The following is a 21,718-nucleotide window of genomic DNA, read 5'->3' as shown; positions in this document are numbered from 1 at the left end:
TGCAGAGGATCTGCAGTCCTTTTTACGTTGCCGTATACAGCTATATCCCATAGATTTGACTGTAATAATGTTATAGATCACACTACAGATCATGCTAACACCGCAGTGGGATGATTCTTGTTGGGGATCTAGCTACAACTCCCATTGTTCAGGGCGGTAAGAGTTTAAAAACGTAATCGAGCTACCCAGTCCCAGTCCCACGGCAATCTGATCCTTACTTGATTCGCCCTGTCTCTCAACCACACTTTTACCGCTCACAACGACGCACTTCTCTATTATGTACATCTCCCGTTCCTCTCGAAAGGTGGAATGGACTTTAGCTTCCCTCTTTCCATCGAAAGGTTCTCGATAGCCTATCTATGGCCATTGCTGCCGTCCATCCTGCACTTCATTTAAGATATGCTTCATCACGGGCACGTACACCTTCCAGTAGAACATGTCCGGAATATCTTTCTGATCGGGCGTAAGCTTGGACCGGACGACCTCCCATCCTTTGATTCGGCGCCAGAAAGAATAATGCTTCATCTCTCCGAAGGACCCTGCCATGTAATAGGACCGATTATAGTCGTCATATCGGACAAGTGCAGCAAATTCCGCGGGAATTCCTGCACCCACCAGCTTCTGCTCGCCTGCCTTCGTCAAATCCGTCTTATACCAGGCCAATATGGAATCCTGCTGTTGCGGCAAAATGATATCGAACCAGCCATTGTAATGTATATCCTGGGTTATACCGCTCCAATCCCTGCCCTCCTGTGTGAATGCAACTTGTACATTTCCTGTCTTCACATCCGGACCTTTCTCCAGTACCATGACTTGTCCATCCATATGTATCAGCAGCATACCCGCTCCGGAATATGACCATTTCTTCTTCTCCCGTTGCTCATAATTCGCCCGAACCCACCGGGGGACTTCTTCTATACTTTGCAGATTAGATACCGATTTCCCTTGCCATCCACTGCTGTTCACTCCCAAGATGGGATACAGCTGCTCCTTGGTCATCTTCGAAGCCGTATTCGCCAACGCACTGTATTCGGCGACAAGCGTTACCCCTTTATACGCAGCCTCGCGGATCTTCTGCACATCATATATCGTTAATCCTTCATATATTCCGTCTTGTTTCCGTTCATTCTTGTGTGCAGACAGACTGCTCCGATTTGCCGTCAGATAGATCAGATCCGTATCTGTCACCTCATCAGGCAGAAGTTGTTTCATTCGTGGAAACCCGTCCTGAAGATCATAGCCGTAATAATCCTCTTCATACGAGTAGTATTCCCCTGTGTGCCGTACAATCTTCTGTTGATTCAAAAGCCAGACCAACCCCTTGTGCCCCTGATAGGACAAGTCCGGTCTGCTCTTGTCAATAATCATGATGTTCAGTGGAATAGGGGCCTGGGATTGCCACATAATCCAGGGGACAACCAGCACCACTGATACCACTGTAAAACAAGCCAGCGTCCACATCGTGGCTGGCCTGTAACTTTTCTTCATGAAGCCTCTTCCTCCTTGCTCTGTTCCAAGGTATTACCAGGATTGCCGATAGATTACCCCAATCCATTTCTGATCTCCTTCTCCTTTTCCTTCCTCAATCCCATAGCCTGCAAAATGCCAAACATACGGAATATATTGTTCAGCGGTCTGAACCAGAACGTCTCCGAACAAGCATACAATAACAGACGCGTCACTGCTCTGGACGTGTACGCTTTGCGTGAACACCATACTTCGAACATTACCATACCTGCGGACAACAGTGAACCATAGAGCGTCAGCAGCAGAGCGAGAATGATGCATAGGTTGATATCCACCAACTGTAGCCCTATGCCTGCAATGAACAGCAAAATCGCTCCCAGTTCCATCACAGGCCCCAACAATTCGATCAGAATAAAATACGGGATGGATACCATCCCCATCCAGCCATAGGCCGGATTGAAGATCATGCTCCGCTGAGTCCATAGACTGCTTGCAAGCTGCATGTGCCAACCGATACGCTGTCTGCACAGCTGACGCCATGTACCGGGTACTTCTACCCTGCAGATCGGATCGGGAATATATATAATACGGCCACGTTCCTTGATCTGCTTCATATGTTTCTGTAACCGCATCACCAGTTCCATGTGAGCGACCTGGTCGTCGCGCTTGTAACCCCCAACTTCCAACACCCGGTTCTTTTTGAATACACCGAATACTTGGGCCGTAAATAAAAGCACATTAATATTGTAACGAACAAGTCCCACACCACCAATCAAAAAAGCACGCACGTATTCAATGGTCTGCATTACATACAACGTACTGTCCGTATGTCTTGTGCTGTTTTCCGTTAAATCTGTATGATCCATATTTCTGGGGGCCATGAGATCTAATCGACCACTACAAGCAACGACCTCTTCTCCTGGGAGAGCATCCATAACGGGTTTCATAATCTTCACCAATGCATCCCGTTCCAGAAATGTCCGGGGCCCAACAGAGGCGATATAAGGATATTGCGAGATACTCAGGCCTGCATTCAGGGAGTCCATTCGTCCTCCATATTCCTTGTCGATCACAACCAGACGATGATGCAACCTGGATTGGTAGACACATTTAATCTGAGCCGTCTCCTGGCCGAGTCCTGAATAATGAACTTTACTCCGAATGGGCATCAGGTCATAGGTTTCTATTAACCGTGACATTGTCCCATCCTTTGATCCATCATTAATGATAATAACCTCATAACGTGCATACTGAATATCCAGCAGACAATTAATTCGCTGTATGATCGTATTCTCACTATTACGCATCGGGACAAGCAGGGATACCGCAGGAGCCAGTGCTTCATCCAACATTTCATGATATTGCAACGGGTCCAGATCCCTCTGGCGAATCAATGTGCGAGCGGCAGCAACTACCAGAACACTACACATCACAATCGCTAACACCAGATAGATAAATATCCCCTCGTAACATGCCAAAACAAAACTCTGCAACATCTCAATCCATCTTTCGTCCATACTGCATCCTTTCCAGCGTTTCCTCCGCTATCTGCCTTGCATATTTATCCGGATGGTTTACAGCCGTTTCCCGGAGTTCTTCAAGTCCCTGCTCGTACCGGGCAAGAGAGTTCGCCGCTTCCTGTCGGATCTGAAAAGAAGGATCACCCATCATTACCTTCAGTCTAGGAATAAAAGCATCCGCATGAACAGTACCCATAAGCTGGGTCACTGTTAGTCTTTCAGAGCGTTGCCTCTCCTCACCAGATTCGTTCCATACCAGCAATAGCCCCTTCAGCATATCTTCGTGACCTCTGCCCACTTGAGCCAATGCCTGATACGCATGGGTACGCAGCAATGCATCCTCTCCAAGAATGAGCTTCTCCAGTAGAACAACAGCACCCTCCGTCTGGTCATCCCGAATACGAATGGCTTGGACGATATTACACTGGACCTGATAAGGTACATCCTTGAAATGATCCTTCAGACGAGTCCAGGATGAATTGGTAAGCAACAGCAGAATCTGCAGATACTGCGAATCGGACCATACATATTGCTCACGCAACAATTCCTTCACAATTCTGAAATAACCGGTTCTGGCATATATGCGTAAAATGATGAAGCGTTCAAGCGGCGAACAGGAAGTAACCCGTAGCATATCCTCTAACCTGGGCAGAAGTTCCACCATATGAAACTGTTCAATATATAACAACGTGTTAATCCGTTCACTCCACTTTCCTGTCTTCAAAATCAATCGGTATGAGCTTCCAAAGACTTGCCAGGATAACAGACGAATTCGCAGAGTCTCGTGCTCTACCGGACCTTGAGCAAGTCGTTGCAATAACAGCTGCTGCAAAACGATCTGTTGATCTCCACTCATATTCAATAAGTTTACGCCAATTTCTCCCTCGTTCAGGTACCGCTGTAGAAATGAACCTTCTGCAAGTAATTCATGCACCAGTGCCGTCTTAACCTTTTCCCTGCGCCTACTGCTATATTTCATCCATAAGATGTAACCGTAGATAACCAGCAAAAAAGCTAGTACACTTGCACATACAAGGCTGACCACATGTACTAACCAATCTGTATTACCCATAAGCCACCCTCTATGATGTGAGCCGATAAGCTTGATATACATCCATTGTTGTCCAATCATTGCATGATTTCCCCTTAATCGAATAAACGGCCTTACAACGGGCACAATAATACAAAATTTTCAAATACACCCTGTGAATACATATCGGGTATATGATACACTAAGCTTTCTATCGGCTTTATGCGTTTGTGATATAATAGGAACTGAAAATTCCGGCAATTCGTACTGGGTTCCGGATCACCGGATAACATATTATTCCAGAAAGAGGGAGTTCTACGTGGCTCAAATCAGTCCGTACTACCTGCAAATCGGAGCAACCGTGGGCATGCTTGTCATGGCACTGCTTGCCATCTTCATCCGCATGAAAGCCAGTCACAGACCGGTGACCATTCGTAAAATCCTTATTCCTCCGCTCGGCATGAGCACAGGGTTTCTCATGTTTGTTGTACCGGAGACTCATATTCCTCTACTCTGGGCATTCATTGCGTTCCTGGTGGGCTGGTTCCTTTTCTCCTATCCCCTCATTCGCAGTACACGGTTTGAACGAGTAGGTGAAGAAATTTTCGCCACACGTTCTCGCAGCTTTGTTTTTATCTTGCTTGGATTGTTGGCCGTACGCCTGATCCTGCATGAAGTCATTCAGCGATATGTAAGTATTCCGCAAACGGGCGGATTGTTCTTCCTGCTGGCTTTTGGCATGATTGTACGCTGGCGTGTATATATGTACAAACACTACAAAGAAGTGCTGGTCGCCGAACACTAGTACCCTACATAGACCACGCACAGATTTACAGATAAAAAAGACACGTTCTGCTGCACCATTGGTGCGCAGAACGTGTCTTTTCGTGTCCAACCTAATTGTACATGTAAACCATTCAATATCTATTCAGGATCTGCAACCTTAACCAGTTGCTTGCCCAGATTATCTCCCGAGAAGAGACCCATGAATGCTTCCGGCGTCTGTTCGAACCCGTCCACAATGTTTTCTTCATACTGGATATGACCTTCCTTGATCCATTTCGCCAACTTGGCGCGGCCTTCCTTGAAGGATTTCGTATAGTCACCCAGCAGGAAACCTTTCATTAATGCTGTATTCGTTAACAGCAACGTCTGTGGTCGCATCCCGATATCCGGTTTCTCCAGATTATAGGACGAGATCTGACCGCATAACGGAATACGTGCATTCCGATTGATGTGGCGCAAGACTGCATCCGAGATGTCACCGCCCACATTGTCAAAGTAGACATCTACGCCATTTGGGCAAGCCCGTTCAATGGCCGCTGACATATCCTGCTCCTTCTTGTAGTTCAACACCACGTCGAAGCCCAGCTTTTCTTTCAAATAAGCGCATTTCTCATCAGAGCCTGCAATGCCTACCACGCGTGCTCCCACAATTTTACCAATCTGACCTGCAATCATGCCTACCGCTCCGGCTGCTCCAGATACAACGACGGTTTCGCCGTCCTTCGGTTTGCCGATGTCTTCCATACCAAAATAAGCCGTCAGACCCATCAGGCCCAGCGCACCCAGGTAAGCGGTGATTGGCGCTTCTTCCGTATCGATCAGCGACAGATCCCCCGTATTTACTGCGGCATATTGCTGCCAGCCCCACATACCGGATACGAGATCTCCTTTGCGCAGATTGGGTTCCGAAGATTCTACAACCTGTCCAACGGCTCCACCCTTGATCACTTCATTTAACGCGTACGGTGCAGCATAGGATTTTGTATCTTTCATGCGGCCCCGCATGTACGGATCGACCGACAAATATAATGTACGTACCAGAACTTGCCCAGCTTCCGGTTCAGGAAGAGGTGCATCAATGAAGTTGAAATTCTCTCTGGAAGGGGCACCTTCGGGACGAGACGCAAGTACGATTTGTTTATTTAAAGACACCAAAATTACCTCCTTGTTGCCAAGTGGGCGCAAGGTTAACCCTTGTCAGCTGAGATCACTTACCACCGGCTCTGTGTTATCACTTCTTAATAGTTTAAACCGAAACAGGCGGATCACAAACGTGGGCCGCCTTGAAATATGCAAATATCGTCACATTGTAGCTGCTTTTGGCTATTATTGTGCTGTCAAAATCACTGGACCATCCGCCGTAATCGCAATCGTATGTTCATACTGGGCAGACAGACTTCCATCCATAGTACGAGCAGTCCATCCATCTGAATCCAGCTTACTTCGGAACGTACCAATATTCAGCATCGGTTCGATCGTAATAACCATGCCTTCCTTGAGACGCGGACCCCGATGAGGCGGACCGTAGTGAGGGACTTGTGGTTCCTCATGCATCTTCTCACCAATGCCGTGACCAATAAACTCACGCACAACCGATAGGCCTTCACCTTCTGCATACACTTGAATCGCATTGGAGATATCTCCGATCCGGTTGCCCACCACGGCAAGTTCAATGCCTTTGTACAGAGAGTTTTTGGTTACATCCAGCAGATGTTGTGCTTCCGGAGTCACTTCACCTACGGCATATGACCAGGCCGAATCCGCCAGCCAGCCATTTAGATTAACCACCATGTCGATTGTAACGATATCGCCGTCTTTCAGTGCATATTTTCCCGGAAACCCGTGACAGATCACATCATTAACCGACGCACATGTCGCATATTGGTATCCGTTATATCCCTTTTGTTCCGGCGTAGCGCCATTTTTCTTCATAAAAGCTTCTGCAAACTGGTCGATCTCCTGTGTCGTAATGCCCGGACGAATCATCTTTGCAATTTCTCTATGGCATGCGGCGAGAATTTCTCCGGCTTTTTTCATATATTCAATCTGTTCTTTGGTCTTTAATGTAATCATAATAACTACTCCTGTCCGTTAAAATCTTATCCTGTCCTCTATTGTAACGCTAAACACTCAAAATAAAAAATTCCGTGCAATCAGCAACATCCTATTATACGCCAAGCTCCTGTCCAATGAATACAATTATCCATGAAAAAATCGAAACCCCTCCATATCTGACCACGTATATGCTTAAAACAGTTGAAGTCGAAAGGGTGATAGCTCATGTTCAAAAAGATTATCGGCAAACTTATTGATTCCAAATCTTCATCTCACCGCAAACGTTACAGCTCCTCGGACAGGCGCTCCTATAAACGTCACAGCAGTTCCTCAGGCAAGCGTTCCTATAAGCGCTATTCTTCTTCGGATGTGAAATACCGGGACAGCCGCAGTGGCTCCGGGTATTACAAAAGCAGGAAATATAGCTCCAGCTAAGCGGCTCGCATGACTGCTTTTAAAGAACAATGATTATACCAGCTTATTAGACGCTTCAATAAATGAATATGTAATAAAGGGGTGCTCTGTTATCCGTACTTACGGATAACAGAACACCCCTTTATTGTTTCTATAGCAAAGAGGAAAAAGACCCCTATAAATATCGTACGAAGAGGTCACGGATAACAAATATAGGTCCGCCTATAGAGCTTATTTCATTGTAATTTCAGCAACACATTCTCAATTTCTGCCTGTAACTCCGTCGCTCCGCCTTCATAACCTGGACGGAGTCCAAGGAGTCGCTCCAGCATCTGGTGCAATTCAGGCGTAAGCTTAAGTTCCTCCTGCCAGCTGGCGGGTTCGCGGCCCTTCTCTGGCTCATAAGCCGAATACAGCATAAAGAGAAGAAAGTGGCCGATATCCTGCAGATCATGATCCGGTGTAGCCCGCTCATCTTCAGGCTCAGGGACTTCACGCATACGTCGCTTCAGCTCCGGCAACAACGGCTCCCCCAAGCGTCTCGCCAGGCCAAAGTCAATCAGATGCACCGTCCCTTCACGTAAAATAACATTGGGAATCCGCACATCTCCATGAATATATCCCTGCTCATGTACATGAGCCACCGGAGCCAGCAGTTGACCTGCCAATTCCAGACATTCCCGCTCCGTATATTGAAGACCTTGCTCAAATATGCAATCTTCCAGAGTCTGTCCACGAATATACTCGGTAACGATATAACTTCGTCTCCCGGATGTGAACACATCCAATAGATCAGGGATCGCCGGATGATGCAGACGTCTCATCACGTCCGCCTCCCGCTCCAACAGGTGCGCAGAGAGTCTGCCCTTGCTAGGTTTGGACTCCTTCAACGCCACTTCCCTGCCGTTCTGGTCATCTGTACACAGGTATGTCAGCCCATAGCTCCCCATACCCAGCGATTCCTGTATTGTATAACGCTCAGCAATGGTCGTGCCTTCCTGGCGAGGACGATCCGTCCATAATCCGAGCAATCTTTGCCAACTTCGTCGCAGCTCCACAGACCCTCCCACGCCAGCTTCCTGATCCACTCAGTCTTTAATCTATACTGAGCAGTTCGTTGCCAGTCTTCATGTTGTATGGAGCTTATTATATCAGGCCGATACTGTAAAATCACGATGGGTAAATGCCTGTTGCTCAAGCTTCCTTATGCTTCTTGGGCAGGAACCCAAACAACATACGCAGGGATACTCCTTTTGGTTTGCGTTTTCTTCCCTGGAAACTGCGCAGATTGGTTACGAGTTCACGATCCCGCTCTTCCTCCAGCTTCTCGTTCATCCATAGACGCTGTTTTTCCATCTGTTCCTGAAGCGCCATATGTGTCTCCGCCAGATGCTGAAGGGTCAACTCCAGTTCATCGACCCGCTGTTGCAGCAGCTGTACCCGATCATCCTGCTGTTGTTCTACAGCACCATAAGTCACCTCACTTACCAGTTGCCCCAGACCTTCATAGGATCTCAGATTACCCATTATTTCAGGTTCTTCAGGGAGTATAGATGACATGACTGTCGCTGCACATTCCGTCTCTGACAGACCTTCAATTCCCACCACCGGTACATCTACTTCTACTGCAGCTACAGGTACTTCTGGAGCCAAGACAGTCACCACAGCATCAGCCAGCGGTAGATTATGCTCTCTGAGTTCAGTCATCAGACGTTCAATGCACTCGATGTCGTCGGACTTGAATAGTCTCGATTTGTTGGCGGACCGTTCGAACCGGTATCCCTGTTCTTCCAGTGCCGCCGCATATTTACGAAGAGTACTGGCACCTATGCCCAGGCTCTTGGCCGTTTCCGTCGTTGCTCCTGCTTCTTCAATCATCATTAATTCCCTCCCGGAATGAAGTCTTTTGGGAATCAATTTCATAATACCTTTAGTAAGTTATGAAATTGATTCTTGGATAAAAACATTATGGCTTCAGCGTTCCTTTATGGAACCGTCATCGGATCGGGGCAACCTGTCTCATGGATCAAGTATGCTTATCTTTTGCTTGTCCGTATGTATTCGTCAGCTTCTCGGCAGATCCCTTTGGCGGTTTTGTTCTGTTTCTGCGGATTAATAAGAAGTTTTGTCAGGTATATGATCCGCACAAATAACCCCCAATCCGACAACGAGCATGAATGCTGTCATGTCGAATGACACAGGTGCAAACGCCGTCAAATCCTATGATTAAGAATTATTCATGTCAATTTTGTTAACTCATTTACTCCAATACGCTCCCGCGATAGCGGATATCATTGCTGCACAGCTTTTCCATGTGTTATCTTATGTAACGTAGAAGTGCACTTCAGCATAAAATAAAGGACAATACTTAACATAGGACGCATTAGTAACGGATAAATATCAATCTAAATGGGGGCTGAACGGCAGTGTTAGGAAAATCAGGCAAAGTAGCGGTGATCGGGGCGGGTCTTGTCGGTTCGAGTTGTGCGTATTCCATGATTAATCAATCAATTTGCAGGGAAATTATGATGGTGGACCAGACGTATGACCGTGCTGTAGCTCAGGCATTGGATTTTTCCCATTGTATGGACTTCACACATAATCGCACCAAGGTATATGCAGGCACATACGCCGATTGTGGCAATATGGATGTTATCGTCTTAACTGCCGGGGCGAATCCCAAACCAGGACAGACACGGCTGGATATTCTGGAGGAAGCGGAATCGATTGCCAAAGACATCGTGGTCCCGATCATGAACAGTGGATTTAACGGAATTTTTGTCGTCGCTGCTAATCCGGTTGACATAGTAACTTATATGGTATGGAAATTATCTGGCCTGCCGCGTGAGCATGTCATCGGCACAGGGACGTCCATTGACTCTTCAAGGCTCAAAACCCTGCTGTCTGAAGTCTTCTCCATCGATCCACGCAGTGTGCATGGTTATGCTCTCGGGGAGCATGGAGAATCCCAGTTCGTAGCCTGGTCCCATGTGACCATCGGTGGCAAACCGATTATGCACATCATGGATCAGCACAAGGAGCGCTTCAAACATCTGGATCTGGACGATATCGCACGCAAAACGAAAGATGCGGGATGGGAGATCTTCACTCGCAAAGGCTCTACCCAATTCGGGATTGGCAACGCCCTCGCTCACATCACTCGTTCCATCCTCAATGACGAACACAAGATCATCGCCGTATCGGCTATTCTGGACGGAGAGTACGAGCAACACAACGTTTGCGTCGGTGTTCCTGCAATCATCGGTGGCAATGGTATTCAGGAGATTATCGAGTTGAATCTGGATGCGGCGGAACGTGAGAAATTCAACAATTCCTGTGAAATCCTATCTGGTAACATCAATCGTCTGACACTGGTATAAGCCATTCGTGTACAACTCCACTTTGTATACTTGGGCTCAACTTCAAAAGCCTGCCAACGCAAACACGCCAATAACACTCCATCAGTGGAGGATTATTGGCATGTTTGCGTTTATTATTTTCACAGCCAGGTGAATCAATCTCATAATACCTTTAGCTGCTTCAATCAAGGCTAGATATAGATCAAAACGGTTCATTTTGTCTATATTTAGTTACAGAAATTGATTTTAGTGAGTTATGAAATTGATTTGGGTAGTTGTTCAATTCGGTGCAAGTTGAGGTTCGTCCCTTGGTCCCCATTGCTGTAACACCCGCTTCAACTCACTCAGCATAACCGGTTTGCTAATAAAATCACGCATACCAATCTCCAGACAAGCTTCCTTGTCTTCACGTTTGGCATTGCCTGTAACTGCGATGATTGGAGGTATGCGATCCTGTGGAATTAGGCGGTGTAACAGGTCTGTCGCCTTTAGTCCATCCATCACAGGCATATGAATATCCATCAGGACAATATCATAAGCATTCTGAGAGATGGCATCAATTGCCTCCACACCATTGGTACATACATCTGCGTGGTATCCGAGCTTCTCCAGATATTCTCGTAAAATCTTCCGGTTTACCGGATGATCCTCCGCCACCAGAATACGCATGGCGACCTTGTCACTCTGACGTGTGCGATCATGATGGAACTGACTTACTGTCTGTTCTGCTGAAGCATCTACACTCGCCGCAGGAACAGCAAACCGGAAGGTTGAGCCTTCCCCTTCTATACTCTCGACACTGATACTGCCTCCCATGATCTCCACGAGTCGCTTGGAGATGACCAGTCCCAGCCCTGTACCGCCATACTTCCGGTTAATCACCGGATGCAGTTGAGAGAAGGACTGAAACAACTGATCCAGCTTGTCAGCCGGGATGCCAATTCCCGTATCTTGGACCGCAAAATCAAGAACGCTGTCTTCAGGCTTTCTGCCCTTAATAATATCCACGTTAACATCAATGCTTCCCTGATCTGTGAACTTGAGCGCATTGCCAACCAAGTTCACCAGAATCTGCCGGATACGTATGGCATCACCGACCATGAACTCAGGGATGCTCGGATTGAGACGATATCTGATATCCAGATGTTTCTCATCTGCACGCGGTTTAAACAGTTCAGCAACCTGTTCCAGCATCTTGCGTAATGCAAATGGTTCATAAGCCAGTGCCATTTTCCCGGATTCCAGCTTACTGAAGTCCAAAATATCATTAAGGATGTTCAGCAGAGCATCGCCACTGTCTCGAATAATCTCGGCATATTCACGCTGTTCTTCCGATAAATCGGTACCGATCAACAATTCTGTCATCCCCACGATCCCGTTCATCGGTGTCCGGATCTCATGGCTAACCATCGAAAGAAATTCTGACTTGGCCTGAGCTGCCAGCTCAGCTGTTTCTTTGGCACGTACAATTTCACGTTCGCCAGTCACGTCATTGAACACAACCACGGCGCCCTGAATCTGTCCCTGTTCAATAATCGGCGTCACCTGATACTGCACCAGAAAGCTGCTGCCATCTTTACGCCAGAATACATCTTCCTTGATTGAACGTCTCTGTCCATCCAACACGGTCATGTGGATCGGACACTCTTCTTGTGGCAAATGACTTCCGTCTGCACGGGTGTGATGTATGATGGGATGTGAGTTTTTGCCAATGAATTCTTTCGCCTCATAACCGAACATCGAAGCTGCTGCAGGATTCATAAACATGGTGATTCCATCCGCATCCAAACCATATATTCCTTCCGTAACCGTGTTGAGGATCAGCTCATGTTGCTTGCTGAGCTCCTGAATCCGCTCCGTATATTCCTTGCGCTCGGTAATATCGGACACGATCCCATAGACGCCTACCATTTCCTTATCCACAATAATGGGCACATTCGTAACAGATACTTCAATCTTCCGACCTCTTGAATTGACGATTCGGGTCTCATAATATTGCGGTTCGCCTTGCTTCACCATTTCAAAATAATGTTTGCCGTATTGTACTTCGCATTTATCAAGATTGGATAAAAAAGATTGGCCAATAAGCTTATTGCGCGGAATATCCAGCATTTGCATCAGTTTGCTGTTCACTGCGCTGTATTTACCTTCCAGATTCAATGAATACACAGCTGCCGGGTTATGTTCGAACAACGATCTGTATCGCTGACGGCTTTCCCGAAGACGTCTGTCCGCATCCTTATGCTGGGTAATATCCCTGCTGATGCTTACAATCTGGACACTCTTGCCACGCTCTCCAGCCACAGGTTTTGCCAATGTCTCCATCCAGATATAATGTCCCTTTTTGTGCAACACACGCATCTTGCAGCCATTGCCGATCTTGGAAAGATCCATAGGGTCCGGATAATCTCCCGGATAACAATAATCCTTGAAGGACTTTCCTATGACTTCCTCCGACTTATAACCCAGTAAGGTGTACACGGAAGGGGAAACGTATAATAACTCGCCATCCGTAGCACAAGTTGTAATCAAATCTTGTGCATGGTCAGCCAGCACCTGATATTTCTCCTGTGCCTCCTTAAGCTCACGTTGCACTTCCAGGATATCGGTAACATCTTTGGCAATGCCATAGATTCCTACAACTTCTTTTCCCTCCGTTATAGGCACATACGTGATCTCTGCCTGTTTCAGGGAACCATCTTTATGATAAAAAGTAATGGAATTACTGACTGAACGTCCAGCCATTACCTCTTTAATGTATTGTTTGCGTGAATTTTCACTGTCCGGAGGACAGATCTCACCCTGATTCATACGAATCAAGTCATCCAGTGTATACCCCGATATCCGCTCTACCGAGGGATTAGCATCAATATAGTTTCCATGGATGTCCATTACGTAAATGGCATCCGGATGGTTAAAAAACAGTGATTGGTAAGAACTTCCCTCAGAAATAATGCGCTTCAGGGTTTCCATTTTATTAATATCCAAGGCTTACCCCTCTTTTCTCAGCCAATATCTTCATCTAACAACAGGGATTAATTATCCCTTACAAAAATGGGCCTACCCTCGAATAACCATGTAAGCCTGCCTAGAAACAGCTTTTTTTATTTTACCAGATTCTCGTCTCATTTTGCTTACAATCTATGATTCAATTCACATGATGTGTGAGGTAATACTTGGAATTATGATATTACTTAGGAGCGTCTTCAATGAAAGACAAGTTATACAAGGATTAATGTTAACCTCTGACAACCTTGAAGTTCAATTCCAAGTCAGCTGAATCTGGCGAATGGCTGAACGATTTTCTAAAGAGCTCAGGACATCTTATTTGGCGTACATGTGCCCTTTTTAAATTTTAAAGAACATCAGACACGCTAATCCCTATAATCTCCTGAGATAAACGCTGCAAACGGTTGTTTCATTGGATATAACATGTCTCAAGTTCCTTAGATTGCTGCGATCACTTCAAATCCTTGATTAAGACTCCTCAGATTCGTTAGCGAGCTGAGAGGATGACCCGAACTCCCCCTGAAGAAAAGCTCCTCAAGGAAAGAGAGATCATCCGCTCTTACGATGCCTTGACGTAAAATTAACGATACAAATTGTATCAAAAAGGCTATAATCGTTAAAAAAACGATTTTCAACTACGGAGAGGACGGATGAATCATGCTGCCCAACAGAGTTAAAATTATTTATGGCAAACTAAGAGGTTTGGCCATCTTTGGTAAAATTCAGCCCTCTATGGGCCTGCTGCCACGAATCAGGGGTAAGGTTTATCTGAATAGATTGGGTGACCTGCAGGTGGGAAAGCGGCTTAACATTATAGGCAAACCTTGGGGAACCCAGTTAACGGTGGTCAAAGGCGCGCGATTAACGATTGGCGATGACGTCATGATTAATGCAGGAGTCGGGATTGCCGCTAACGTTGAAGTGACCATCGGCAATAACGTCATGATTGGTCCTCGAACAAGCATATTCGACAGTGCCTACCACCGAATTGACTCGCTGGATGACGGGAGCCAAACTGCCAAGCGGATTGTGATTCAGGATAATGCCTGGATTGGTACAGGCGCACTCATTCTGCCGGGAGTGACTATTGGCAGAAATGCAGTCGTGGCAGCAGGAAGCACGGTGACCAAAGATGTACCCGAGAATACACTGGTAGCCGGAGCGCCGGCCAAAATCATTCGGGAACTGACCATTCATGATGGTTGGGTCAGACATTAGAAAAAAATCCCCTCAAGCTCACATACAATAGAACGTTGCATGTTTTGCTTAAAGAGGATTTTGATTTACGATAACCAAGTGGGTAATGGATTATTCAGATTTCTTTTTTCGCAAAATACATCATGCCGATTCCAATAAAAATAACAGCACTGCCTCCAACAACCGCCAGCATCGTCATCAGTGGCACGTTGTAGGCTCCGAAACCCGCGCCGTCCACGGGTGTCATCAGAATCATCGGTTGTGCCCATGGATAATACGGCCCATATGTCGCCGAGTTTACAATGAGAATATTCGGTATGGTCAGTGCAAAATTCAGTGCGAGCGGTGCGGCAAAGCTACTCCACACCAATGAAACGAACATCTGCAGGGCAGCCAAGGGTACACAGGCCAGCAACCCAAGCAGTAGTTTGCCCACCAGGAATCCCCAGGGTATCTCCATCGTAATGCCATGGATCATGCCTGCCAGCAAAATGGATATCAGCAACAACACTTGTGTACCCGCCAGAAGCATGAGTACAATCGTCAGTTTGCCAGCATATACACCTGAACGTGTGAGCGGCAAAACCAGCATCTGCTTCCACCCTCCTCCCGCATGTTCGAAACGGCAGACAAAGGACGTAAACACGCCAGTCAGCATCGGCAAAAGGAGTAATCCGTGTAAGAAGACCATGGTGCCCATCAGTACCTGCCAATTCCCCGATGGAGTGGACAACAGTCCGATGAGCAGTGCAATAAGTGGACTTAACAGAATCAGGAGCCATATGGGTGATTTGCCCATCTTCAACCGCTCAGCAGACAAAATTCGAAAATACGTTGTCGCAAAGCTCATATCAGGCCACATCCTTCCGGCTAAAATGCACCATACCCAACAACAGGATCAAGAGCCCCAGACCTGCCCCCATGCCTGCATACAGATATGGATTAGGTCCATTCCAAGCCATCTGTGCCCAAGCAAGTGGAAAATACGGTGAGATACTGAGCGCAAACATGCCTGTTATCGCGAGAACAATTCCCAGAGTGACGGGAAGCGCCTGATTTTTATTGACCATTGTGAGCCACAACTCCAGTGACAACACCGGAAGTGCACCAGCCAAAGGCAATAGCCCCAGCTTGATCGCATGTGTCCAAGGTATTTCGCTGGCATGGAATCCGAGGACCAGACCCAGACCAACAATTCCTGCGGTTAGCAGCAGGCAGGAGATCACCAGCAGCACACAAGCAAGCAGGAACTTGGCTAAATACACGGCTGGTCTGGGAATGGGCATCGCAAGCAACTGTTTCCACGATCCCTGTTCATGCTCGATATTAGCGATCATGGAGCTAAGAATAGTTGCTCCCAGCATCAGAGACAAGGGCACAAAGACAACCACATTGCCGAGCAATCCGCCCCACAGGTTATCTGCATACTGCTCTTTCAGATAGTCCAGCCGTAAGCCAAAATTAAGCGCCTGCATCGCTGTCAATCCAAGAGGGGCCAGAAAGATAAGAAACCAGATCCCTTTCCCCCGAATCTTGAGCCAGTCCGACGATAATGCACGCCCGGTCATATGGAAGCCCCCTCGCCAATGACCCGCATGAACAGATCTTCCAGTGACTGACGCTGTTCCTCTACACGATACACATCATGATCCTGCTCAATCAATCGGCGCACAAGCAGTGCCACTGAACTGTTATCCATATAAGGGAACGTTAATGCAGAACCTTGTTGCTGACCAAATTGTCCCTGTTCTCTCGCCAGCTTCATAGCCTCTTCCGGCTTGGAAACCGTTAACCGGATAGAGCTACCCGTCTGACTATGCAGACTTGCGATGGTATCCTGAAGCACCATCTTGCCTTCACGGATAATACCAACACGACTTGCCATCTGTTCGACTTCACTCAGCAAGTGACTGGAAACCAGAACGGTAATGCCATGTTCCAGAGGCATACGTTTGATCAGTTCCCGAATCTCCTGAATACCGGCAGGATCGAGCCCATTCGTTGGTTCGTCCAGAATCAGCAGCTCCGGTTCACCCAACAAAGCGCTGGCAATACCCAGACGTTGCTTCATCCCAAGGGAGTACCCCTTCACCGAACGTTTGGCATCCTTGGTCAGATCTACAATGGACAGCACTTCAGCAATTCTTGATTTTGGTACATTGATGATGCGGCGCAAAGTTTCCAGATTCTCTACTGCGTTCAGATGTCCGTAATAGGACGGGTATTCGACCAAGGAACCCACACGGCGCAAGATATCCATGCGATCCTTGCGGATATCCTTGTCGAAGATACGGATCACGCCTTTGGTTGGTTTAATCAAGCCGAGAAGCATGCGAATCGTTGTTGTTTTGCCGGCACCGTTGGGACCGAGGAAGCCGTAGATATCTCCCTTTTTAATATGCAGATCAAGTTCACGGACCGCTGCACGGTCCCGGTATGTTTTCCATAAATTCGCCGTTTGAATAATATTTTCACTCACTGTATGATCACCTCGGAACTATCGTAACCTTCCAAGGTTAAAGCCAAAGTAGTCTCTAGTTTAAGTTTAGTTTAAAAAAGCTATTTCAGCGGTTTGTTGTTTCCCTGTTTCCCTTACCACTGTAGATATATGTCTGGACACCCGTATCGGAACTGCTTACCCGCTTGCACAGACCCATCTCACGAATCAACAGGTCTACAATGGATAAGCCTAGACCTGTGCCTTTTGTGTCGGAATTCGGTTGCATTCCCGGACCCCGATCCTGAATAACGATGGCCGTCTCACCCTGAATCTCCTGAGTTGATATACCAATATATTTCCCGCTGGCGGCATGACGTATCACGTTTTGGAACAAATTATCAAGAATACGGCGCATGCCCTGTTCATCCATATGCCAGATCAGCGGTTCCTCTGGCAGGTCAATATCAATATCAAATTGCTCTTTCTCCCAGACCGGGTACCAGGCGGCAGCCGTTTCCCTGACGATCCGCAGTATATCTTTCTCTTCCAGCTTCAGTGTATATTTCCCACTCGTGAGCAAATTATAGGACAACATGTTGTCAATGAGCCCACCGAGGTCCTCCATCTTCGCTTCCATGCGATGTAATGAACGGTCACCTTGCTCGCTCAGCGCTTCCTTGTGCAAAGCATGCATATGCCCACGAATCACCGTTAGCGGGGTGCGCAGATCGTGGGAAAGCCCCGCAATCAGACGTTTGCGCAATTGTTCTTCCTCGCGTTCACGGCGACGGCTGTCGGACAGTTGATGCACCATCTGATTGAAGGATTCCTCCAGTTGACCAATCTCATCTGACCGGCGGATATCTACCGGAAGCGGAATGCCCTCCTTGCCCGGGGTCATCATCGCCGTCTGTAAGCGAATAAGTCGTTTGCGAATGCGCGCGAAGAAGAGAATCGACATGATGATGAAAATCATGAAGATGATAGTCATCACAATGCCAAGATACAGGAGCTCCATCGGCCAGTTGCTCTGTGTCATTTGCAGAAGTGATCGCGGCACTTCAATGATCATGAAGCCCTGTCCCTTGTCCTTTTCACCTCCGCCGATGTATGTAACTACGGTTAGCGGATCTCGATAGGAAGCTTCTTTCATGAATTGCACCGTGTTGCTCACATTCCATATGGCCGGAATTCGAGTCTCTGCCGTTTTCCCGGAATCCAGTGACCATCTCAATGTCGTGTCTGTCCTGCCATCCGGCGATGTGGAATTCAGAAGCGTTACATCTTCACCACCGAGAATAAAGAGGGTCTCACCGCTCGCATTCACACGATACATGGAAGACTTGGGATACGATGCATGTAATTGCTCCAAACGGGCCTTAATCTCCTCATCTGAAGCACCATTCAGGTTCACCGCTTCACGCGACCATAGGTTACTGATCCGGGTAACATCACCGTACGGTGCCGCTTGATTCGTATTTGTGTTGTTCACTACGACAACATATATGATGGATATGATCGGCAGAACGACGGGCACGAATAATACTGCCGCCAGAATCAGGATGATATATCTGGACATCAAGGACCGCCCAAAGCGTAGCTTGCCCTGCCTGGTTTGCTTATGCTTAGGAGCCATGCGCGGTTCTCCTTTCCATTCTCCATTCATCGTCTTCCGTGCTCTGAACCGTCGGATCATGGCTTCTTCACGCGATATCCCACACCGCGGACTGTCTGAATAACTACCGGATTGGCCGGGTCAAGCTCCAGCTTCTCGCGTAGATGTCGAATATGTACCATCAAAGTCTTGTCTCCATCCAGGTAGGGCTCGTTCCAGACGGCTTCATAGATCTGCTCTTTGGTTCGAATCATGCCCATATGTCGTAGCAGGTAAGCGAAGATGTGGAACTGTTTTCCCGATAAAACAATCTCATCCCCCGTCTCCTCATTGACGATGCGGTTGTCCTTCTCATAGATGGAGAGGTGATCCAGCTTCAGAGCTGTATCCGATGAGACCGCAGTTCCCGCCTTACGCAGTTGGACCTCAATCCGGGCAGCCAGTTCATCGGGGTGAAATGGTTTGGTCACATAGTCATCGGCAAAATCGAGACCATGCAACTTGTCGTCAATGGACGTTCTGGCCGAGAGCATGACAATGGGCACGGCTGGATGTTCTTTTTTCAGTCGCTGACCCACCGTAAATCCATCCAACCCGGGCAGCATGACATCCAGAATAATGAGTGAGCAACCAGCAGCAGCCTCCGCTGCACCTTCACCACTGCCGAGCCATACCACCTCATAACCGCGTTCCTCCAGATCGGCTCTGACCCAAGTTGCAATTTCCGTATCATCTTCAATATATAACAGTTTGGTTTTCATTCGAATATTCGTTTCCTTTCCGCCCCCATTGGGTTAATGATATATCTGAGCATCATCATCACAAAAGCTGTCTATAACAGATGGGTTCATATCTTGTTATCTTGTTGAAGCCATGTTGAATTCCTTTACGTTACCACACATTCTAATTATAGCTTATCCATTAACGTGGGGAATGTTATATCAATCAAATCGACCAAGTACATATTATACCTACACCTGACGGGAGGAATTTCATTATGCTGTTGGAAGCCATCTATCATCAACCGAAACGCAATTGGGCCTATGCCTATGACCAAGACACAATTCATCTGCGCCTGCGCGCCAAAAAGAATGATCTGACTGAGGTACATGCCCTGACTGGAGACAAATATGCGTGGGATGCAACCAAAGCGCTGGTTCCTTTAACAAAGTTCACCTCTGACTCGATGTTCGATTACTTCGAGGGCGAGGTGAAACCTCCCTACCACCGACTGAAATACTCTTTTCTGCTGAAAAACGGAGACGAACAGATCTGGATGACCGAGACGGACTTCCAGGAAGAAGAACCGGACGATCCAGGTCGTATGTTCCAGTTCCCTTATATTCATGCCGGAGCTGTATTCACACCCCCTGCATGGGTTAAGGATGCGGTGTTCTATCAGATTTTCCCTGAACGATTCGCGAACGGCAATCCGGATATTAGTCCGGAAAAGGTGGAACCGTGGGGCGGCGAGCCAACACCCTTCAATTTCTTCGGCGGTGACCTTCAGGGCGTGATCAACCATCTGGATTACATCAGCGATCTTGGCATTAATGCGATCTACTTCACACCCATTTTTGAAGCCACCACCAATCACAAATACGATACTGAGGACTACCTGCGGGTAGACCGGCACTTTGGTGACGCAGATACCGTGAAACGACTGGTCGAGCTGTGCCATGCACGTGGAATTCGCGTACTTCTGGATGCTGTGTTCAACCATTCCGGGAAGACGTTTGCCCCGTTTGTGGATGTGCAGAAGAACGGAGAACAATCCAAATACAAGGACTGGTTCCATGTACACGAATACCCGCTGGACGTGAAGGATGGCATTCCTACTTATGAGACCTTCGGATTCGAAGCACACATGCCAAAGCTGAATACGGAGAATGCCGAGGTTAAAGCCTATCTGCTGGAGGTTGCCGAGTACTGGATTAAGGAAGTGGGTGCAGACGGATGGCGACTGGATGTTGCCGACGAAGTGGATGATGCCTTCTGGCGTGATTTCCGCCGAGTAGTCAAAGCTGCTAATCCGGATGCCTATATTCTGGGCGAAGTATGGAATGAGTCCTCCTCCTGGCTTCAAGGCGACCAGTTCGATGCGTCCATGAACTATCCGTTTACCGATGCTGTGAATGCTTTCTTTGTGAAAAACACAATGCATGCCGAACAGTTCGCGAACTCCATCGGTCGGCAATTATCCCGTTATCCGCTTCAGGCCAGCGAAGTGGCGTTTAACTTGCTGGACAGTCACGATACCCCGCGACTGCTCACGCTGTGTGAAGGAGACCAGCGCAAGATGAAGCTGGCTGCATTATTCCAGTTCAGTTACATGGGCGCGCCGTGCATCTATTACGGAGACGAGATTGGCATGGACGGCGAGCATGATCCGGGCTGCCGTAAATGCATGGAATGGGATGAAGCGAAGCAGGACCGTGAGTTGCTCGACTTTTATCAAAAACTGATCTCCCTGCGTCATGCTCATCCTGCCCTCCGTGCAGAAGGCACCGTTCGTTTCCTGCAGGCTCGCTCGGATGGCAGCCAATTGGTATTCGAACGGCAGAATGAAGAGGAACGCATTCTGGTTCTGTTCAATCGCTCGGAAGAGACGGCTATTGTCGAGCTGGAGGCTGGTGACGAGGAATGGACCGAGCTATTCGGTGGAAACCATCGTACCGCCAAGGATGATGACGTGCTTGCCATTGAATTGCCTGCGTATGGATATGCCGTACTGAGTACGTCTGTGAGCAAGGACTAGATCAGATTACACATACATCTGAAGTCACATATTAGTAACCTGGCTTCGCATCATTTGACAGCATAAAA

19 protein-coding genes are annotated in these 21,718 nt (G+C 47.6%); 5 read left to right on the top strand and 14 right to left on the bottom strand.

Annotated features, from left to right (window positions below; translation table 11 throughout):
- Positions 1-132 precede the first annotated feature (132 nt).
- From FE296_RS33765 to FE296_RS14145, 4 genes are all read right to left on the bottom strand, one after another.
- Positions 133-258 carry a hypothetical protein gene (locus FE296_RS33765; RefSeq protein ID WP_263364193.1) on the bottom strand — a complete coding sequence of 42 codons (126 nt, stop codon included), beginning with the start codon at positions 256-258 and terminating at the stop codon, positions 133-135.
- Positions 259-357: 99 nt separating this feature from the next.
- Entirely contained in the window at positions 358-1,488 is a 1,131-nt protein-coding gene (locus tag FE296_RS14155; RefSeq protein ID WP_124117920.1) for a hypothetical protein, read from the bottom strand.
- 53 nt (positions 1,489-1,541) lie between these two features.
- Entirely contained in the window at positions 1,542-2,984 is a 1,443-nt protein-coding gene (locus FE296_RS14150) for a glycosyltransferase family 2 protein (protein ID WP_150365338.1), read from the bottom strand.
- The gene (locus FE296_RS14145) at positions 2,965-4,119 is read right to left on the bottom strand and encodes a HEAT repeat domain-containing protein (protein WP_150365336.1); all 1,155 of its coding nucleotides are present in this window, start codon (positions 4,117-4,119) and stop codon (positions 2,965-2,967) included. Before FE296_RS14145 ends, FE296_RS14150 begins: the two co-directional genes overlap by 20 nt.
- A 217-nt stretch (positions 4,120-4,336) precedes the next feature.
- Here FE296_RS14145 and FE296_RS14140 point away from each other — a divergent pair, with 217 nt between their 5' ends.
- Positions 4,337-4,822, top strand: a complete 486-nt coding sequence (locus FE296_RS14140; protein WP_190945223.1) for a CcdC family protein — start codon at positions 4,337-4,339, stop codon at positions 4,820-4,822.
- Positions 4,823-4,941: 119 nt separating this feature from the next.
- On the opposite strand, the gene FE296_RS14135 is transcribed toward FE296_RS14140, so the two are convergent.
- Entirely contained in the window at positions 4,942-5,955 is a 1,014-nt protein-coding gene (locus tag FE296_RS14135; protein ID WP_150365334.1) for an NADP-dependent oxidoreductase, read from the bottom strand.
- A 174-nt stretch (positions 5,956-6,129) separates the two neighbouring features.
- Entirely contained in the window at positions 6,130-6,876 is a 747-nt protein-coding gene (map, locus tag FE296_RS14130; protein ID WP_076215941.1) for a type I methionyl aminopeptidase, read from the bottom strand.
- Positions 6,877-7,083: 207 nt separating this feature from the next.
- Between map and FE296_RS14125 the strand changes: the two genes are divergently transcribed.
- Positions 7,084-7,293, top strand: coding sequence for a hypothetical protein (locus FE296_RS14125; protein ID WP_017690946.1), 210 nt, complete (start codon positions 7,084-7,086; stop codon positions 7,291-7,293).
- Between the two features lie 215 nt (positions 7,294-7,508).
- Here the strand turns inward: FE296_RS14125 and FE296_RS14120 are convergent, their stop codons facing one another.
- Positions 7,509-8,330, bottom strand: a complete 822-nt coding sequence (locus tag FE296_RS14120) for a serine/threonine protein kinase (RefSeq protein ID WP_150365333.1) — start codon at positions 8,328-8,330, stop codon at positions 7,509-7,511.
- A gap of 136 nt (positions 8,331-8,466) precedes the next feature.
- The gene (locus FE296_RS14115; protein WP_124117927.1) at positions 8,467-9,153 is read right to left on the bottom strand and encodes a hypothetical protein; all 687 of its coding nucleotides are present in this window, start codon (positions 9,151-9,153) and stop codon (positions 8,467-8,469) included.
- 545 nt (positions 9,154-9,698) lie between these two features.
- On the opposite strand from FE296_RS14115, the gene FE296_RS14110 reads away from it, so the two are divergent.
- Positions 9,699-10,652 (top strand): L-lactate dehydrogenase, encoded by a 954-nt coding sequence (locus FE296_RS14110; protein WP_150365332.1) that lies wholly within the window; start codon positions 9,699-9,701, stop codon positions 10,650-10,652.
- Positions 10,653-10,910: 258 nt separating this feature from the next.
- Here the strand turns inward: FE296_RS14110 and FE296_RS14105 are convergent, their stop codons facing one another.
- A complete protein-coding gene (locus FE296_RS14105) occupies positions 10,911-13,619 on the bottom strand; it encodes a PAS domain-containing hybrid sensor histidine kinase/response regulator (protein ID WP_124117931.1) in 2,709 nt (902 codons plus the stop codon).
- 678 nt (positions 13,620-14,297) lie between these two features.
- Between FE296_RS14105 and FE296_RS14100 the strand changes: the two genes are divergently transcribed.
- Positions 14,298-14,858, top strand: a complete 561-nt coding sequence (locus FE296_RS14100) for an acyltransferase (RefSeq protein WP_124117932.1) — start codon at positions 14,298-14,300, stop codon at positions 14,856-14,858.
- A 94-nt stretch (positions 14,859-14,952) separates the two neighbouring features.
- Here the strand turns inward: FE296_RS14100 and FE296_RS14095 are convergent, their stop codons facing one another.
- The 5 genes from FE296_RS14095 to FE296_RS14075 all read right to left on the bottom strand — a co-directional run bounded on the left by FE296_RS14095 (position 14,953) and on the right by FE296_RS14075 (position 19,653).
- Positions 14,953-15,687: an ABC transporter permease gene (locus FE296_RS14095; RefSeq protein WP_091018485.1), complete on the bottom strand. Its 735-nt coding sequence runs from the start codon at positions 15,685-15,687 to the stop codon at positions 14,953-14,955.
- 1 nt (position 15,688) lies between these two features.
- Positions 15,689-16,405: an ABC transporter permease gene (locus FE296_RS14090; protein ID WP_124117934.1), complete on the bottom strand. Its 717-nt coding sequence runs from the start codon at positions 16,403-16,405 to the stop codon at positions 15,689-15,691.
- Entirely contained in the window at positions 16,402-17,316 is a 915-nt protein-coding gene (locus FE296_RS14085) for an ABC transporter ATP-binding protein (RefSeq protein ID WP_150365330.1), read from the bottom strand. Before FE296_RS14085 ends, FE296_RS14090 begins: the two co-directional genes overlap by 4 nt.
- Before the next feature lie 85 nt (positions 17,317-17,401).
- Positions 17,402-18,913, bottom strand: a complete 1,512-nt coding sequence (locus tag FE296_RS14080; RefSeq protein ID WP_223868879.1) for a HAMP domain-containing sensor histidine kinase — start codon at positions 18,911-18,913, stop codon at positions 17,402-17,404.
- A gap of 56 nt (positions 18,914-18,969) precedes the next feature.
- A complete protein-coding gene (locus FE296_RS14075; RefSeq protein ID WP_124117939.1) occupies positions 18,970-19,653 on the bottom strand; it encodes a response regulator transcription factor in 684 nt (227 codons plus the stop codon).
- Positions 19,654-19,889: 236 nt separating this feature from the next.
- On the opposite strand from FE296_RS14075, the gene FE296_RS14070 reads away from it, so the two are divergent.
- Positions 19,890-21,650: an alpha-glycosidase gene (locus tag FE296_RS14070; protein ID WP_124117941.1), complete on the top strand. Its 1,761-nt coding sequence runs from the start codon at positions 19,890-19,892 to the stop codon at positions 21,648-21,650.
- The last annotated feature ends 68 nt before the right edge of the window (positions 21,651-21,718 follow it).

The sequence above is a fragment of the Paenibacillus sp. UASWS1643 genome (assembly GCF_008693195.1).
Lineage (GTDB): Bacteria > Bacillota > Bacilli > Paenibacillales > Paenibacillaceae > Paenibacillus > Paenibacillus amylolyticus_B.
Note: the sequence above shows the minus strand (reverse complement) of the source record. Positions and strands in the feature narration are given on the sequence as shown.